Source organism: Niallia sp. CD-39 (assembly GCF_059874745.1).
In genome coordinates, this window is record NZ_JCBCPS010000001.1 from 1201786 (window position 1) to 1220312 (window position 18527).

Genomic DNA, 18527 nt, shown 5'->3' on the forward strand with positions numbered 1-18527 from the left:
TATTGTAGTGTTTTGTGTGTATTTTACCAAATTAAAGCGTACTTGTCACATGTAAAAATTGAAATATTCATCATTTTGATAAGAATTGATGAAACTGAGAAATAAAATATAAGGAACCTGTAATTACGAGAAGATCGTTCTCTGTTAGTTCTTGTATCAAGCCTTGTATCTCTTCATTCCAATTCTGTAACACTCTTTTATCCGGATGATTACTGGCTTTTATTAAATCGTTAGCCTGTGCTGCTCGAGGGAAATCGAATGAAATAAAGCTCAATTGATCTGCTGCCTCATCAAGTAGTCCTATCATCTCTTCTACTGGCTTATCTTTAAGTGCAGCAAAAACAATTACTTTTCTCTTATTTGGATATCGCTTTTCTAACTCAAGTGTTAGGGCACGAACACCTTCTACATTATGGGCTCCATCTACAACAATTGTCGGGTTTTTGGATATAACATCGAATCGAGCTGGCCAATACGATTTTTTTAGCCCTTCTATTATTGCATCTTTTTCGATCTGTATAGTTCCTTGGTTATTTAATAAAGTAATTGCCATAAGAGCTAATGACGCATTTTCAATTTGATGATGTCCGACCATATTAATTTCACACTGAACCCTACTGCTTTCATATTGAAATACAAAGCGTTCTCCTGAAGATGTTGATGCATGCTCCTCAACAGTAAAGTTCTCATACAAGCAGTATAACGGTGCGTTTAACTCAGATGCCGAATTTCGAATGACAGTTAGTGCTTCTTGTTGACTAGCAGCTGTAATGATCGGTACAAATGATTTAATAATGCCCGCCTTTTCATAGGCGATTTTCTCGTAAGTATCTCCTAAAATGGACATATGGTCCTTACCAATATTCGTAATGATGGAAAGTAACGGTGTAATTACATTCGTAGAATCGTATCTTCCACCAAGCCCAACCTCATATAGGACAAAATCAACTTCTTTTATGTTGGCAAAATAATAAAAAGAAATTGCCGTAATGATTTCAAATTCTGTTGCGCTTCCGAGTGGATGATTCTCTAATTCTTGGACATAGGGAAATAGGGCATTTGCTGCAAGAACAAAATCATCTTCAGAAATTGATCTACCATTAATCGAGATTCTCTCATTGAAATGCTCGATATAAGGAGATGTAAATGCTCCAACTGTATATTCTCCATTCTCAAGGATATTGCGAAGGTATGTGACTGTTGACCCTTTCCCATTTGTCCCCCCAATATGAATCGTTTTCACATTGTGCTGAGGGTTTCCTATTTTATCTAATAACCATTCCATTCGTTCTAAACCAGGCTTTATCCCGAACTTCAGTTGTGCTTGAACCCAGGCTAAAGCTTCACTATAAGTATGAAACATGGAAAACTCCTTTTCAATTTTTTTGGTTCTTTACACAAGGAGACGAACCCAACAATGGGTTCGTCTAAATTTTTACTCAGCTTTTAGTTCATTCATCCTTGCTTCAACAGCTGCTCTTTTATCGGAATAATCGGCTTGTTTTGCTCGTTCTTCCTCAATTACTTTCTCTGGCGCCTTTTTGATGAAGCCTTCATTTCCAAGTTTTTTCTGAACACGCTCTACTTCTTTGTTCAACTTATCCCACTCTTTTTGCAGACGTGCAATTTCCTCTTCAATATTGATTAGTCCTTCGAGTGGTAGGATAATCTCAGCACCTGTAACGACAGATGTCATCGCCTTATCTGGTGCAGTTACATTTGTTGAAACTTGCAAGTTTTCTGTATTACAGAAGCGCTCAACATACTGGCGGTTTTTCTCAAGCTTCTCGACAATTCCTTCGTCCTTCGCTTTGATGATCATGTTGATTTGCTTGCTCATTGGTGTATTTACTTCTGCTCTGCTATTACGAACAGAACGGATAATCTCCACCAATAGTTTCATTTCTGCAGCCGCTTCCTCATTGGTTAACTCAGGATTAACGATTGGCCATTTTGCTGTTGTAATCGATTCACCGCTATGAGGGAGGTTTTGCCAAATCTCTTCTGTGATGAATGGCATAAATGGATGCAACAGACGCATTGTTTGATCAAGTACGTAAGCAAGCACCGATCTCGTCGTCTTTTTCGCTTCCTCATCTTCTCCGTATAATGGCAGCTTCGCCATCTCAATATACCAATCACAAAAGTCATCCCAGATGAAGTTGTATAACGCTCGGCCAACTTCTCCAAATTCATAGCGATCAGATAATCTCGTTACTGTTTCAATCGTTTCATTCAATCTCGTTAAGATCCATTGATCTGCTACAGATTTTTTACCAGTAAGATCAATTTCCTCATAAGTTAAGCCTTCCATATTCATTAAAGCGAATCGTGAGGCGTTCCAAATTTTATTAGCAAAGTTCCACGTCGATTCTACCTTCTCCATGCTAAAGCGTAAATCCTGACCTGGAGAGCTTCCAGTTGATAGGAAGTAACGTAATGAATCCGCCCCATATTGATCAATAACATCCATTGGGTCAACACCGTTCCCTAAGGACTTACTCATTTTTCTACCTTGCTCATCTCGAACCAATCCATGAATCAATACATCTTTAAATGGACGTTCTTCCGTAAACTCAAGACCTTGGAAAATCATGCGTGATACCCAGAAGAAGATGATATCATAGCCAGTTACTAATACATCTGTTGAGTAGTAACGCTTGAAGTCATAGGATTGATCATCTGGCCACCCCATTGTTGAAAACGGCCATAACGCTGAGCTGAACCAAGTATCCAATACGTCTTCATCTTGTTTCCAGTTGTCACTGTCTTCTGGAGCTACTTCACCAACATAAAGTTCGCCAGTTTCTTTATGATACCAAGCTGGAATACGGTGTCCCCACCATAGTTGACGTGAAATACACCAATCTCGAATGTTTTCCATCCAACGTAAATATGTGTTTTCAAATCGTCCTGGTACAAAGTTTACTTTATCATCACTTTGTTGCAGATCAATTGCAGCATCCGCTAGTGGTTGCATTTTAACGAACCATTGTGTTGAAAGATATGGCTCAACGACTGCTCCACTTCTCTCAGAGTGACCAACTGAGTGCATATGATCCTCAATTTTGAAAAGAATGCCTTCTTCTTGTAGATCTTTTACGATTTGCTTTCTGCAAGCAAAACGATCCATGCCTTCGTAGTTACCAGCTTTTCCATTCATCGTTCCATCTTCGTGCATCACGAGAATTCGTTCCAGGTTATGGCGATTACCGATTTCAAAGTCATTCGGATCATGTGCTGGTGTAATCTTAACTGCACCAGAACCAAATTCCATATCTACATAATCGTCTGCAACGATCGGAATTTCACGATTCACAATTGGAAGAAGAACGTTCTTACCAATTAGATGCTTGTAGCGCTCATCCTCTGGGTGAACGGCTACTGCGGTATCGCCAAGCATTGTTTCTGGTCTAGTTGTCGCAACTTCAATATGACCAGAGCCGTCAGCCAACGGATATTTCATATGGTAAAATGCACCTTGAACATCCTTATAAATAACCTCGATATCAGATAGCGCTGTTTTTGTAGCTGGATCCCAGTTAATGATATATTCACCACGATAGATCAAGCCTTTTTCATACAACGAAACAAATACTTTATTTACCGCCTTAGAAAGACCTTCATCTAATGTAAAACGTTCTTTCGTATAGTCTAACCCAAGACCAAGCTTTGACCATTGTTCACGAATATGACCTTTGTATTCATTCGTCCAGTTCCACGTTTCCTCTACAAACGCTTCTCTTCCAAGGTCATAACGAGTTTTCCCTTGGCTACGCAATTTTTCTTCCACTTTTGCTTGTGTCGCAATCCCCGCATGATCCATTCCTGGTAGCCATAATACATCATAGCCTTGCATACGCTTCATACGTGTAATGATGTCTTGTAAAGTTGTATCCCAAGCATGGCCTAAATGCAATCGACCGGTAACATTTGGTGGCGGAATAACAATCGTATAAGGGTCTTTCTTTTCATCATTTTTCACTTCGAAAAACTTTCCTTTTAACCACCATTCGTAACGTCCTTGCTCAATTGAAATTGGATCATATTTCGTTGGCATTGAAATGTCCTTTTGTTCCATTTTTATCATCCTTTCGTGTTCAAAAAAAACAAAAAACCCCACTCGTCGTAAAGGACGAATGGAGCTGCTTCGCGGTACCACCTTTTTTTCAATAAATCATAAATACGATTCATTGACTCTTAAAATAGATAACGGATTTCCCGTCTTTTCCTAATGAACCTATTGGTTGTTCAGAAAAGAAGCTAAAGGGCGACCTTCCAATGCATCTTCCTTAAGAAACCTCCCACCAAATGGTTTCTCTCTCTTAAAGGTGAACAATCACTGTACTCTTCCCTCTCAAAGCGATTTATTATTTTGTTATATTAGATATAGTATCGAATACTAACCGTTTTCGTCAATATCATTCTCATCTTTTTCGAAAAATATACGTTTTTACTATGTATATGTATTCCGAAGCAGGAATGAGCAAAGGATTTATGGAATAAAAATGGAATAACTAAAAGATAAACCTTACGAAAGGTGGATGAGGATGAAATACTTACTACTGATTGGCTGTTTATTGTTTTTGACAAGCTGCACGAATGAAACAGCCTCATTAACAGGACAAGCAGAGGTATATGCAAATGAAAACCGCATTGTCATCGATTGTTCAAACTACCTTCCAAAAACAATGAAACCAAAGGAATTAATCGCGTATTCCTGTAATGTCTCGATCGATGATCAAACGACCCTTCAGTCTGATGATGGTCAAAAAATTGCTTTACATGATATTGAAAATGGCGAAGAGGTATCGATTATTCTTAAGAAACCGGCAAAAATTAGTGAAAATAAAGAGAGTAGAAATTTAGAGGCAAAGGAGATCATCTTGCATAGAGAAGAAAAATAAATGGAGCCCAATCGATCTTTAACTTTGGGCCCCACCTTCTTCTGCTTGTGCAGCAGCCTGTGCCGCCTGCTCTGCAGCTATTTTCTTTTGTTGTTCCGTCTCTTCAATTCTCATAATGACATATTCTGTGTTTTTTAATAGCCAAAACTGCCGTTGAAGCTGTTGAACCATTCTTCTTTCACCTTTTTGCCTTTTACCCTCTTTAAAATATTTCTCAGCAGCTCGCAATACAGGACCAGGATGCGCAAAATAACTTTGAAATAAGAGAAGTTCATCTTCTCTTAACGGAAAGTACTTCATATACGTATAAAACCATTCCACAACATCATCAGCACGCTTCGGATAAGTTTTTAATGATCTCGATATAAACGGCAATAGGTCGTGTATCGGTGAGCCATTCTTTGCTTTTTCAAAATTCAAGAAATACCCATAGCCTCTATCATCAAAAAGAAAATGTTCGGGTGACAACTTGCCATGGTTGATCACAACCCTAGCTTTTTCTTCCTCTTTTGTGCGCTCATACCACTCCTTTATCTTATCTTCTGAGTACTTAATTGCTTGAACGATGTCATTGTAATATACGCAAAATAAAAGTTCATATGGAGCCATATAGTCTTTTCTTTCACATTCCTCAATAAATCCTTCTAAAAACTCCTTTTGCTTTTCCCACTCCAGCAATGTGTTTTCATAATGTTCACTTCGTGTTTCTGCATCCATTTTAATTTCATGTGATGACAGTACATGCATCCTTGCCAACTCACGAAACATTTGCTGCTGACGCTCGGAACGATCTTCCTTTTCTTCATTGGCAAGCCACGGCATTAAATAATACATCGTTTGCCTGGTTAATACTGCATATCGTCCATCTGTTGTTGGATAGATCGGGACAATTCTGTGATAGCCCTTTTGGTACAACGATTGAATATGCCGAATAAAATCAGCACCATAATGAGGATCAACTTTTTTTAATGCAAAAACGCCTTTTGAACTATAAACTTTTTTTACTTTACCAAAGTCCTCAATAAAATTAGCCTTAACATCATAATTTTTTAAAATAGGGCCTAGTTGTTTAAGCAAATTCTCTTTTTCCACAACGATCACTCTCTTTCAAATAACAATACGAGTGAAGAAGATCGAATCACGTATCAAAAGAAAGAAGCGGATAACTACGTAAATTATCCGCCCCCGCCCACGCTTATGAATGAGCAACAACGACTGGAATATATAAAACCTGCCCTTCATAAATATCCTGATTTAATTCAAGCTGATTCACTTTTTGAATCTGAGACACTGGTAGTTCATACCTTTCCGCAATTCCATCAAGAGTATCTCCTTGCTGCACGATACAAATCTTTAATTTTGCAACATCATTCTCTTCTTTTCTCGCGAAAAACTCTGTTAACGTCATGCTCTTTTTATTTTTCGCCTTCTTCTTCCCTTTCACTTCAACACTCGATGATTCTTCGGTCTGAACTTCTTCTGCGACCATTTCCTCTTCCTCTTGTGGAGGATGAATGGTTTGTTCGAAGCGCTGAGAAACATAAGTTACCTCTGGAATTTCTTCTTTTTCTTCTCTTGTATCGCTTGCTACAAGCTCAGGCTCCTTCTTCGCTTCAACTGTAAAAGGCTCAAATGTTTCTTCTCCTTCTTCTTTCTTTGCAATTGGAAGCTCCGTAACGAAATCGTCATGTTCTTCTTCCTCTTCTACTCTTGGCTGTGCCCAAACTTCCGATTCTTCCTCTTCTTCTCTTGGCTGTGACCAAACTTCCGATTCTTCCTCTTCTTCTCTTGGCTGTGCCCAAACTTCCGATTCTTCTTCCTCTTCATAACTGAAGTCATTTTCAGCTTCAACTTGCTCAACCTGTTGTTCCCCATACAATCCAGTAATAGACAAATTAGCATTTAACTTCATACAGCTTCTTTCTGGAAACGTATAATCAAACGATTCAATTTCAACATTGATTTCTTCTAGTGAACGTACACGATTAATCGGAATCGTAATGTCTACAGGGAAGAAATGAGTAAACTCACAAGTTCCATCATTGCGATCCATCACTGTTTGAACAAACTTTGTTTTCGAATGTTGCTCTTGTTCAGAAAACTCACCTTGTGTTTTTTCATATTCTCCTGATAACTCAAGTGCACCTTGAATCGTTACATATTGATCTCGTTCTTGAATTGTAATGTTAGGGTCTAATGAAATCGAAATTAATTGCGATACTTCCTGTCCTCTTTGGAACCATACTGATTCCTCTAATGAAAAGCGTAAGCTTGATTGATATTCTTGAGACAAAGCGATTCCTCCCTTCAATTCATTTCTTTAAATCACTATGTCATTATCAATTTATGTGATGAAATGTATGATTATGATTAGAAAATACATCATACCAATTGCTTGTAGATCAAAACGGAATTCTACCTATTCCTTTATCTTAATCTTTTAAAATTTTCACTTGTTTTTCCAAATGATTTGAATTAGAATAAAATTGACCAGCGGTTAATAAAGTTTATGGAGGAAATATGTCACCTAGAAAACCTTCATCTCAAGAAATCACAAAAGATGTAATTTTAATCGAAGCACGTTCTCAATTCTCAGAAAAAGACTATTTCCAAGTTTCCATGCGGAGTATAGCTCGAAATATTGGTTGCACTCATGGAGCTTTGTACTATCATTATAAAAACAAAGCTGAATTGTTTTATGCGATTATTTCTGCAGACTTCAAGAATCTAAACAATCTCATCGATGAAGTTGCTTACTCAGACAGGGATTCAAAATCAAAGCTTTATGATCTGTTTGAGGGTTTTATAAAATTTGGCCTAAATCACCAAAGTCAATATAAGCTGATGTTTTTAACAAAAAACACTGAAGTCAACACATTAATACATGAAGCCTCCAATCTTAGCTATGCTAAATTTTCTCAGAGTGTACAGGAGTTTATGAATAATAAACTGAAATTGAATGAACCCTATTCTACATTTATCTCCTTACACGGTTTTGTCTTACATTATATTGGAAATGTACGTGATTTTGAAGAAGCCAAAGATTCTGCACATTTACATATTTTATTTTTACTAAAAGCTCTTCATCAACAAGATTGATAAGAGCTCCATTTTTAGCTTTTATTAACCACCGGTCAATAAAAAGGAGGTACTAAAATGAATAAAGCGATTGTTTTAGGTGCTACAGGCGGTATTGGATATGCACTTGTACATGAATTAGTAAATCACAACATCGAGGTCATTGCATTCTCTCGAGATAAAACGAAGCTAGAACACCATTTTCAGCATATGCACAATGTTAAAATTATTCCTGGAGATGGATTAAACCTTGAGGAATTACAACATGCTTGCAAGGGGGTAGATACTATTTTCCACGCAATCAATGTGCCTTATCATCAATGGAAACATTCACACGAGAAGATCATTGAAAATATGATTGCCGCTGCAAAGATGGAAAATGCTAAGTTGATTCTAGTTGATAATGTATATGCTTATGGAATTCATGATTCTATTATCACAGAGGATGCTAATAAAAACCCTCATACAAAAAAAGGGGAAATTCGATTGATAATGGAAAATAAAATCAAAGAAAGTAATTTGCCTTACCTCATTGCCCATTTACCTGATCTATTTGGACCGAATGCAGAAAATACTCTCCTTCACGAAACATTAAAAAATGTAATTGTAGATAAAAAAGCTAATTATATTGGAGATAAAATGGTTGCTAGAGAGTTTCTTTTCACAAATGATGCTGCAAAAGCAATCATTACTTTAGCACTTCGTTCCGATACATATAGTCAAAATTGGAATATACCATCACCTCATCCAATTACTGGTGAAGATATTCTATCTATCATAAGAGAATTAGCGAACTACAAGAAGAACATTCGAGTCGTTTCAAAAGAAATGATTGCATTTTTAGGAGTCTTTTCTCCTTTTATGAGAGAATTGTCAGAAATGATGTATCTAACAGAAAGACCTATCCTATTAAATGGACAGAAATATGAATTAAATGTTGGCCCATTGCCCCATACACCCTATAAACAAGCATTAAAAGAAACATATGAATGGATGCTACTACAAAATAGATATTTATAAGTAAAAAGCTGACCATTCGTTATTAAATGGTCAGCTTAGTTGATTTAAAAATAATTACTCTTGCTCGCTATGATACTTCGCAAATGCTTTTTCTGCAGCTTCAATTGTTTTGTTAATATCTTCATCTGTATGAGCGGTTGATAGGAATAGCCCTTCAAATTGTGATGGTGGCAAGAACACACCTTCGTTTGCCATTTCACGATAGTAGAAAGCAAATAAATCTAGGTCAGATGCTTTTGCTTGTTCATAGTTTACAACTTCTTCATCCGTAAAGAAGATACCTACCATTGATCCTGCACGGTTGATTGTATGTGGAATGTTATACTTCTTCGCAGCAAGAGATAGTCCTTCTTCTAATAAATCTGCTTTGCGTGCAAATTCTTGGTAAGATTCTGGTGTTAACTGACTTAATGTCTCATAACCTGCAATCATTGCCAATGGATTACCAGATAGTGTTCCGGCTTGATAGATCGGACCAGATGGAGCGATTTGTTCCATAATTTTACGTTTTCCACCGTAGGCACCTACTGGTAGTCCTCCACCGATTACTTTTCCTAAGCAAGTCAGGTCAGGTGTCACACCGTAATATCCTTGTGCACAGTTGTAATCAACTCGGAAGCCGGTCATAACTTCATCAAAGATTAAGACTGTACCATACTGCTCGGTAATCTCTCTTAACCCCTGAAGGAAACCTTCTTGTGGAGGAACAACCCCCATGTTTCCTGCCACAGGCTCAACAATGACACCGGCAAGATCGTCACCAAACTGGTCAAATGCAGCTTTTACGCTTTCTAAATCATTATAAGGGACTGTAATCGTATTTTTTGCAATACTCTCTGGTACCCCAGGGCTATCAGGTAAACCTAATGTTGCTACCCCAGATCCCGCTTTAATCAGCAAAGAATCCCCATGTCCATGGTAACAGCCTTCAAATTTCATGATTTTGTTTCTGCCAGTATAACCACGAGCTAAACGTAATGCACTCATCGTTGCTTCCGTACCTGAAGAAACCATCCGTACCATTTCAATCGAAGGTACGCGATCAATGACAAGTTGAGCAACTTTGTTTTCGAGCTCAGTTGGTGCACCGAAGCTCGTCCCACTTTCAGCAACCTTTTTAATGCCTTCCACAACTTGATCATTGGCATGACCTAAAATAAGTGGTCCCCATGACAACACATAATCAATGTACTCATTGCCATCAATATCATAGATTTTTGATCCTTTTCCTCTCTCCATAAAGATTGGATCCATTTTGACTGATTTAAATGCACGAACTGGTGAGTTTACCCCACCTGGTAACAATTCTTTTGCCTCTGTAAAAGCAGCAATAGATTTATCATATGTACGCATGAAATCCCTCTTTCCATCGTTTATTGTTTTGTGATCCACTTTGCCGCATCTTTTGCATGATATGTGATGATTAAATCACAGCCAGCACGCTTCATTCCGGTTAGCATTTCAAGAACGATGCGCTCTTCGTCAATCCAACCGTTCTGTGCAGCTGCTTTAACCATGGAATACTCCCCGCTTACATTATAAATCACAAGTGGCAAATTAATATTGTTTTTCACATCTCTAACAATGTCTAAATAAGGCATCCCCGGCTTTACGATGAGGAAATCAGCGCCTTCCATTAAATCCGATTCCGCTTCACGCAGCGCCTCTAGGCGGTTCGCTGGATCCATTTGATACGACTTGCGGTCCCCAAATTGTGGTGTGCTATCCGCAGCATCACGGAACGGACCATAAAATGCGGAAGCATATTTCACTGCATAGGACATAATTGGAACTTGCTCATATCCTGCTTCATCCAACCCATTTCGAATAGCTGTCGTAAAACCGTCCATCATATTGGAAGGTGCAATAATATCCGCACCAGCTTCCGCTTGACTGATCGCTGTTTTCACCAAATATTCAAGTGATTCATCATTTAATACTTCACCATTTTCAATAATTCCACAATGTCCATGATCTGTATATTCGCATAAACATGTATCAGCAACGACGATCACATCAGGATAGTTCTTCTTAATCATGCGTATTGCTTCTTGGACAATTCCATGCTCATGAAAGCCTTGAGTTCCACATGCATCCTTTTCTTTCGGAATTCCAAACAATAGAACCGATTTAATTCCTAGTGAAACAACCTCATCCATTTCTGTTGCTAAATGGTCGAGAGATAAATTATAAATGCCTGGCATTGAAGGAATCTCTCTTTTTATGTTTTCACCTTCTGCTACAAAAATAGGATAGATAAAGTCTTCAACTTGTAGTTTCGTTTCCCTTACTAAGGCTCGCATATTGGCCGTTTTTCGTAACCTGCGATGACGATTAAATCTCATATTCATAATGAACCTCCTACTTTTTTTGAAGATAATGACAAACCTGCATAATTAAATCATGGACTGTAAATGAGTCTGGCATTACATGAACAGACAGACCACGTTCGATTGCCCGTTTCTTAGTCACAGGTCCAATACAGCCGATTAAATAATCACCTTTTTCAGCTTGTATTCCCTGCACCTCTAGAAAATGATCCACCGTTGAAGGACTTGTAAAAAGAACAACATCAAGCTCTTTTCTTTTTAAGCAATTGGTTAATGCGACTTTGCTTTCTTCTGGAAAAAATGTCTCATAAACCACGACTTCAACAACATTAAAACCTTTTTCAGTTAAGGCTGAAGCAATATAATCTCGTGCCAAGTTCCCCTTCGGCAACAAGACCGAAGAACTTGGATCTGCTATAAGAACGAATTGGTCTACAAATGCTTCAGCAACATATTTTGACGGAATAAAATCCACCTTTATTTTATCCCTTTCAAGCACTTCTTTAGTTTTACTCCCGATTGCTGCAACTTTTGGAAGCAATCGTGTCTGTTCAATTTGTTCTGGTGGGAAGACTGTTGAGTACGTTACCTCACTCGTAAAAATCACCCAGTCAAATGTAACAAATGACTGATATAAATCCATTTTCTCTTCATTGGAAAGGCTACTTCGAAACGAAAGCAATGGGATTTCAACCGGTATTCCACCGAGGGAAGTTATTAGATCTGATGCTGATTTTGCATGATCTCTCCCACGTGGAACAAGTACGCTTTTATGCTGCAATGGTTTCGATCCTATCATTTTTCAAGATCTTTCTTCACAAGATCAATGAGTTCTTTAGCTCCCATTTTAATCATTTGGTCAGCGACCTCTTGTCCAACCTTTTGTGGGTCTCTTCCAATGGCCATTTCCTTGATTAATGTTTTCCCATCAGGAGAACCGACTAATCCAGTTAAAGAAATGTTTCCTTCCTTTGTTAACGTCGCATAACCTGCTATTGGCACTTGGCAGCCACCCTCCATCTTATGTAAAAACGCACGTTCAGCCGTCACTGTTCTACTCGTTTCCTCACAAGTAAATGCATCTAAAATGGCTCGAAGCTCTTCGTCACCTTCACGGCATTCAATTGATAGTGCTCCTTGACCAACTGCTGGTAAGCAAAGATCTGCATCTAAATATTCCGTTACCACTTCCTTAGACCAACCCATACGAGATAGACCCGCTGCCGCCAAGATGATTGCATTGTACCCTTCTGTTTCAAGCTTGTTTAATCTCGTGTCGATATTTCCTCTGATCCACTTAATTTCTAAGTCTGGTCTAATCGCCATAATCTGTGCTGCACGTCTTAAACTACTTGTCCCAACAATTGATCCTGCTTTTAAATCGGCTAATTTTACATGTCCGTTTGAAATCAAAGCATCGCGATGATCTTCACGCTCAGGTATGCTTCCAATCGTTAATCCTTCTGGCAGGATTGCTGGCATATCCTTCATACTATGTACAGCCATATCAATTTCTTTATCAAGCATCGCCTGCTCAATCTCTTTAACAAATAATCCTTTTCCACCAACTTTAGAAAGTGTTACATCTAGGATCTGATCACCTTTTGTTACAATTTCTTTTACTTCAAATTCGTAATCCGGTGCGATTTTTTGTAGCTGACGGATAACCCAATTCGTTTGTGTTAATGCTAACTTGCTTCTTCTCGAACCAACGATTATTTTTCTCATCTAAATAGCCTCCTAAATTTGATGCAAACAACGCATATTCATTCGTTACAAGTAATGAAAACTTGATAATATCCCAAATAAAAAGAAATTAATAAGTACGAGTAAAAATGATGCAATATTTAAATAGGCAAGTGACTTCCCATACAGTCCTCTCTTTACTTTCATAAATAGAAACAGACTATATAAAATAAGGACTAACAGGGAGCCAAGCACCTTTGAATCTAACCAAATCATATCAGGAACTTTAATATATGCCCATTGAATCCCAAGAATTAAGCTAAACATTAAGAGTGGTACACCAATTAAATTAAGAATATAGCTTAGTCGTTCTAAAGAATTCAAATCTGGTATTCTTTGCAGTGTAATGGACCATTTCTTCTGTTTTAACAATTTATATTGTATGAGATACAGAAGGGAAAAAACAAATGATAATGAAAAAGCGCCATAAGATAAAATCGCAAATGTGATATGAATCAATAAGAGCTCCGAAACCATTTTATCCGCGATAATCGGTGATCCAAATTGACCTGGGGCAAACGTATGGACCGCCATGACGATAAATCCAATGACATTTGTAAAAAAGACGATAAAATCTACACGTAATAACTTATTTAAAATCAATGATAATGTAATTAAAACCCATGTATAAAAATAGAGGCCTTCTATGACATTTAGTACAGGGAATCGCCCAATATGAAAAATATAGTAAATAAACGTCCCTGATTGTAACACCCAAACAAACGCAAGTAACCAGAAGGCTGTAGTATTTGCCTTCCGGTTACGATGTAAGAAATCAATAAAGTATAAAAGTACAGTGATTGCATAGATGAATAATGTGAACTCATGCAACCTTGTCATATATATATCGAGCATAGGCGTGATCTCTCCTAATGTTGAAGGGAAGGTTGTTGTGCATGGATTTTCACATGTTTCTTCACTTGAGTCTGCTCTTGCTTATCCATTTTTTGTTCTTCGACTAATTCGCCGATATTAAAAATCTTAATAAATTGATCCAATGCCTCATCAGCATTCCGTTTACCTGCCATTTCCTTCGCATGTAAGATTGGATCTTTTAGCATTTGATTAATAATACTTTTAGTATGTTTATTCAATATTTTCCGTTCACGATCTGTTAAATTCGGAAGTTTTCTCTCGATGCTGTCCATCGTATCAGATTGTATTGAGAGTGCTTTTTCTCGCAATGCTGATATAACCGGAATCACACCGAGCATATTTAACCATTGTTGGAACTGTACAATCGCTTCCTCAATCATGAGTTCAATTTTTTCAGCGGCCTTTTGTCTTTCTTTCATATTTTCCTGAACGATTCCTTCTAAATCATCAATATCATATAGGAAAACGCTATCTAAATCGCCAAGTGCAGGATCTAAATCACGAGGCACAGCAATATCGACCATAAATAATTGCTTTCTACGCAAGCGTTCAACATGTACCATCATTTCTTTTGTAATGACAAAGTCTTTCGAACCTGTTGAACTAATTAAAATATCTGCTTCAAGCAATGCACATTGCAGTTCTTGTAGAGATTTTGCTTGTCCATCATATTTCTTTGCTAAATCGACTGCCTTCTCAAACGTACGATTTACAACGGTCACCTTGCTCGCACCATTTGCATATAGGTTTTGGATCGCTAACTCACCCATTTTACCTGCGCCTAAAATAAGCACATGCTTATTTTCAATGGAGCCAAAGATTTTTTTTGCTAATTCTACTGCTGCGTAACTAACAGAAACAGCATTTGCACCGATATCAGTATCAGTATGAGCTCTTTTTGCAACTGTGACGGCTTCTTTAAACAGGTGGTTAAAAATCGTACCAGTTGCCTCTTCTTCTTGTGCTAAAAGGAAACTTTGTCTAACTTGACCGAGAATTTGTGTTTCTCCGAGTACCATCGAATTCAAACCACAGGATACTTTGAAAAGATGTTCAACACAGCCTTCTTGTTCATAAATAAACAAGTATGGTGTAAAATCATCTTTATCTAAATTGAACCACTCAGCAAGAAAATCTTTAATATAATAGCGGCCAGTATGCAATTGATCGACAACTGCATAAATCTCCGTTCGGTTACATGTTGAAATAATGACATTCTCTAAAATGCTTTTCTTTTGTTGCAAAGCCTGCATCGCTTCCCCAAGTTGCGATGGGTTGAATGTCAAACGTTCGCGAATTTCAACAGGGGCGGTTTTATAATTTAGTCCAACAACAATCATATGCATAATAGTAGAAACCCCCTACAAAAAATCAGAAAAATGCTAGTATAATTATATCACGGTAGTTAATGTCACAACTTTTCAAATTGTGAACAGATGATGAATTTAACTCATATCTTCTAAATTACAATTATTATTAAATAAAAACTATTCCTTTATGTACATTATCAAAAAAATGACAACTATTCAAGTATACACGATTGGAAGTGAAAAAAAATGAAAAGTGAAAAAATCTTTAATGGTGTACTTTTAATCGGGGTAGGGTTTTTCTTTCTATTAAAGCAATTTTCCTTACCTGTAATACACCCGTATTTAACATGGTATACGCTCATTTTACTCATTGGCATTGCATTCTTAATGAAGGGCTACAAAGGAAATCAGGCAGAAGCCATCTTACCTGGTGTTCTCTTCACAGGGATTGGGTTGCACTTTCATTTGGTAGAACATCTTGAGATTTTGGCTAGTCATACAAGTAGCATCTTGCTTATGATTGCTCTCGGGTTGTTGCTACGCTACTTAAAAACCGGGACTGGTTTATTGCACGGAGTTATTTTCCTTTCTGCTGCTGTATTACTCCTATTCAAAGATACATTTATACAATTAATAGGAATAGAAACGATGACAGATTTCCTCCTTTCATTTTGGCCACTTTTACTCATCATCGCAGGTTTCATTGCGCTTATAAAAAAGTAGACCATAAAAAAGGACAGGTGATATGTTTTATCATTACCTGTCCTTTTCTATTTATCCATTTTTTATAAGACGGAATCTAAAAATGCTTTTGTGCGCTCTTCCTTCGGTTGTTCAAATAAATCTTTTGGATGTCCAACCTCTACAATGCGTCCGTCATGCATGTAAACAACCCAGTCTGCAACCTCTTTTGCAAAGCCCATTTCATGGGTAACAACAACCATTGTCATCCCTTCTTCAGCTAGCTCCTTCATTGTAGCCAATACTTCCCCTACTAACTCAGGATCTAGTGCAGATGTTGGCTCATCGAATAACATTATATCTGGCTTCATGGCAAGCGCTCTGGCAATTGCAACCCTCTGCTTCTGTCCACCAGATAACTTGGATGGATATACATTTTCTTTGTCTGATAGCCCTACTTTCGCCAATAATGCTTGCGCATCTTTTTTGGCTTCCTCTTTAGAAAGTTTCTTTACATAGATAGGAGCTTCCATTACATTGTCTAGTACCGTCTTATGGGGGAACAAGTGAAAATGCTGAAACACCATGCCGACCTTTTCGCGCACTTTGTTAAAATCATGAGTTTCTTGCTCTACTTGTTCTCCTTCCACAATGATTTCCCCATTGTCCTTCATTTCTAAAAAGTTCATGCATCGAAGCAATGTACTCTTTCCAGAACCACTTGCACCAATTAGACAGACGACATCACTTTCCTTTACCGTCATATCTACATCTTTTAATACATGGAGTGAACCAAAAGATTTATTTAACTTTTTCACTTCAATCATTGTCTCTTTACTCATTTTTCTTCCCCCTTTAATCACTTATCGCCATTTTCTTTTCCATTAGACGAACAATTGACGAGAAGAATAGCACGAGAATTAAATAATAAACAGCGACGATTAATAAGTAATCCATGTAATTGTAGTAGATTGATCCTTGTGTCGTAGCAACACTAAATAATTCATGCATTCCTATAAACGAGGCCAAGGAAGAATCCTTTACGGCAATAATGAATTGATTCCCTAAAGGCGGGAGCGCTCGTTTGCTTGCTTGTGGCAAGATGATTCTTCTCATCGTTAATCCATGTGACATTCCTAATGATCGGCCAGCCTCAGTTTGTCCTTTATCAATCGACTGAATGGCTCCTCTAAAAATCTCGGCAATATAGGCACCGTTATGAAAGGCCAAGCCTAGCACAACTGCCCAGAAGCTTGATATATTTAAGTTTGTTAGTCCATAATAGAAGATAAAAATTTGGACAACGAGCGGTGTTCCACGTACGACAAATATGTAAACATCGGCAATCCACTCAAGAACCTTCACTTTTGATATCTTCATTAATGCAAATACAAGCCCGATCCCAATTGCAATAATGACAGAAACAACTGTTAATTGGAATGTAAGTAGCATCCCTTTTAAAAACATTGGATATGATTCAATAAATCTTGTTAGTAAATCCACATTGATCCTCCTCCATCCTGTTGTAATTCACCGTTTACAATTTAAAAAGGGGCGAATGGAACCTCATTCGCCCACAATTGACTATTCTTGATTTGGATCAACGGTAATGTCTTCTCCTATATACTTTTCACTAATTTCTTTCAGTGTCCCATTTTCGTGCAAAGTTTCTAATGCTGCATTTATCTTTTCTAGTAACTCTTCATTATCTTTCGAAACAGCAATCGCTTGTTCACTCACACCTAATAGGTCACGACCGTCTATTTTCATGCCAGCACCAATTGCTTCACTTCCAGTCACAAAATCTGTAATGACAGCATCATGTTTACCCATGCTTAATGATTCCAAGGCAACAACATCGCTGTCGTAATATGCTACATTATCCGTTACCGATAAGACTGTTTCTACATAGGTCGTACCTCTTGCAACAGCTACTTCCAATCCATTTAAGTCTTCCAATGTTTCAATATCACTATCTGGCCGAACATAAATTTGTGGCCCAGAATAGTAATATGGGATGGAGAAATTCACAGCTTGTAGACGCTCTTCTGTAATTGAGTGACTTGCAACAGCAGCATCAAAGCGCCCAGCTCTAACTCCCTCTACAATCCCACCAAACTTAAATTTCATTTGAACCGGCTCAAGTCCTAATTCAGCAGCAACCGCTTCTCCTACTTCAATATCGAACCCACTCATCGTTCCATCTGCTTCTGTCACAGAAAAAGGATTAAATTCACCAGAGGAAGCGTATGTAAACTTTCCTTCTTCAACGAGACCCGTTCCTTCAGCACCCTCACTTGATCCACATGCTGATAGTAGAACCAACAAACCACCTGCAACTAAACCTTGCGTTAAAAATTTCACTTTTCTAAATTCCCCCTTTTTATATCTACAATGGTAAATACCCTTTTAAAAAAAGGATAAACATAGTAAATAATAGAAACAGGCGATGTACTAGTACATGTAGCGCCTGTAGACTAGCATTGCCAACTAAAAAGGATATCCTTTTTTGGATATGCCTTTTATATAAGAATATGTGAATTTTTTATGGATAGAACCTTTTAAGAGATTGAGTAGTG

General features: G+C 37.7%; 17 protein-coding genes and 1 other annotated feature. Of the genes, 4 read left to right on the plus strand and 13 right to left on the minus strand.

Annotated elements, in window-relative coordinates:
- Nucleotides 1-70 precede the first annotated feature (70 nt).
- Nucleotides 71-1363: a bifunctional folylpolyglutamate synthase/dihydrofolate synthase gene (locus tag AC6F34_RS06155; RefSeq protein ID WP_500769999.1), complete on the minus strand. Its 1293-nt coding sequence runs from the start codon at nt 1361-1363 to the stop codon at nt 71-73.
- A gap of 72 nt (nt 1364-1435) precedes the next feature.
- Nucleotides 1436-4081, minus strand: coding sequence for a valine--tRNA ligase (locus tag AC6F34_RS06160; protein ID WP_500770001.1), 2646 nt, complete (start codon nt 4079-4081; stop codon nt 1436-1438).
- A gap of 47 nt (nt 4082-4128) precedes the next feature.
- Nucleotides 4129-4370, minus strand: a binding site (T-box leader).
- Between the two features lie 180 nt (nt 4371-4550).
- Here AC6F34_RS06160 and AC6F34_RS06165 point away from each other — a divergent pair.
- On the plus strand, nt 4551-4907 hold the full coding sequence (locus AC6F34_RS06165; RefSeq protein ID WP_500770003.1) for a hypothetical protein: 357 nt from the start codon (nt 4551-4553) through the stop codon (nt 4905-4907).
- Nucleotides 4908-4925: 18 nt separating this feature from the next.
- On the opposite strand, the gene ysxE is transcribed toward AC6F34_RS06165, so the two are convergent.
- Together ysxE and spoVID are read right to left on the minus strand one after the other, a co-directional pair.
- A complete protein-coding gene (gene ysxE, locus AC6F34_RS06170) occupies nt 4926-5999 on the minus strand; it encodes a spore coat protein YsxE (protein WP_500770005.1) in 1074 nt (357 codons plus the stop codon).
- A gap of 103 nt (nt 6000-6102) precedes the next feature.
- Complete coding sequence (gene spoVID, locus AC6F34_RS06175) at nt 6103-7200, minus strand: stage VI sporulation protein D (RefSeq protein WP_500770007.1); 1098 nt, start codon at nt 7198-7200, stop codon at nt 6103-6105.
- A gap of 227 nt (nt 7201-7427) precedes the next feature.
- Between spoVID and AC6F34_RS06180 the strand changes: the two genes are divergently transcribed.
- Together AC6F34_RS06180 and AC6F34_RS06185 are read left to right on the plus strand one after the other, a co-directional pair.
- Nucleotides 7428-8006: a TetR/AcrR family transcriptional regulator gene (locus tag AC6F34_RS06180; protein WP_500770009.1), complete on the plus strand. Its 579-nt coding sequence runs from the start codon at nt 7428-7430 to the stop codon at nt 8004-8006.
- A 57-nt stretch (nt 8007-8063) separates the two neighbouring features.
- The gene (locus AC6F34_RS06185) at nt 8064-9005 is read left to right on the plus strand and encodes an SDR family NAD(P)-dependent oxidoreductase (protein WP_500770011.1); all 942 of its coding nucleotides are present in this window, start codon (nt 8064-8066) and stop codon (nt 9003-9005) included.
- Between the two features lie 54 nt (nt 9006-9059).
- On the opposite strand, the gene hemL is transcribed toward AC6F34_RS06185, so the two are convergent.
- From hemL to hemA, 6 genes are read right to left on the minus strand one after another with little or no spacing between them, the layout of a single operon-like run.
- The gene (hemL, locus tag AC6F34_RS06190; RefSeq protein ID WP_500770013.1) at nt 9060-10358 is read right to left on the minus strand and encodes a glutamate-1-semialdehyde 2,1-aminomutase; all 1299 of its coding nucleotides are present in this window, start codon (nt 10356-10358) and stop codon (nt 9060-9062) included.
- 20 nt (nt 10359-10378) lie between these two features.
- Entirely contained in the window at nt 10379-11356 is a 978-nt protein-coding gene (gene hemB / locus AC6F34_RS06195; protein WP_500770015.1) for a porphobilinogen synthase, read from the minus strand.
- A 10-nt stretch (nt 11357-11366) separates the two neighbouring features.
- On the minus strand, nt 11367-12116 hold the full coding sequence (locus tag AC6F34_RS06200; RefSeq protein ID WP_500770017.1) for a uroporphyrinogen-III synthase: 750 nt from the start codon (nt 12114-12116) through the stop codon (nt 11367-11369).
- Nucleotides 12117-12130: 14 nt separating this feature from the next.
- Entirely contained in the window at nt 12131-13063 is a 933-nt protein-coding gene (hemC, locus tag AC6F34_RS06205; RefSeq protein WP_500770019.1) for a hydroxymethylbilane synthase, read from the minus strand.
- A gap of 45 nt (nt 13064-13108) precedes the next feature.
- A complete protein-coding gene (locus AC6F34_RS06210; protein WP_500770021.1) occupies nt 13109-13936 on the minus strand; it encodes a cytochrome C assembly family protein in 828 nt (275 codons plus the stop codon).
- A gap of 14 nt (nt 13937-13950) precedes the next feature.
- Entirely contained in the window at nt 13951-15303 is a 1353-nt protein-coding gene (hemA, locus tag AC6F34_RS06215; RefSeq protein WP_500770023.1) for a glutamyl-tRNA reductase, read from the minus strand.
- A 210-nt stretch (nt 15304-15513) separates the two neighbouring features.
- Here hemA and AC6F34_RS06220 point away from each other — a divergent pair, with 210 nt between their 5' ends.
- Complete coding sequence (locus AC6F34_RS06220; protein WP_500770025.1) at nt 15514-15990, plus strand: hypothetical protein; 477 nt, start codon at nt 15514-15516, stop codon at nt 15988-15990.
- Nucleotides 15991-16052: 62 nt separating this feature from the next.
- Here AC6F34_RS06220 and AC6F34_RS06225 read toward each other — a convergent pair whose 3' ends face one another.
- The 3 genes from AC6F34_RS06225 to AC6F34_RS06235 all read right to left on the minus strand — a co-directional run bounded on the left by AC6F34_RS06225 (nt 16053) and on the right by AC6F34_RS06235 (nt 18312).
- Nucleotides 16053-16790: an amino acid ABC transporter ATP-binding protein gene (locus AC6F34_RS06225; protein WP_500770028.1), complete on the minus strand. Its 738-nt coding sequence runs from the start codon at nt 16788-16790 to the stop codon at nt 16053-16055.
- 13 nt (nt 16791-16803) lie between these two features.
- A complete protein-coding gene (locus AC6F34_RS06230; RefSeq protein WP_500770173.1) occupies nt 16804-17415 on the minus strand; it encodes an amino acid ABC transporter permease in 612 nt (203 codons plus the stop codon).
- Between the two features lie 117 nt (nt 17416-17532).
- Nucleotides 17533-18312, minus strand: coding sequence for a transporter substrate-binding domain-containing protein (locus tag AC6F34_RS06235; protein WP_500770030.1), 780 nt, complete (start codon nt 18310-18312; stop codon nt 17533-17535).
- Nucleotides 18313-18527: the final 215 nt, after the last annotated feature.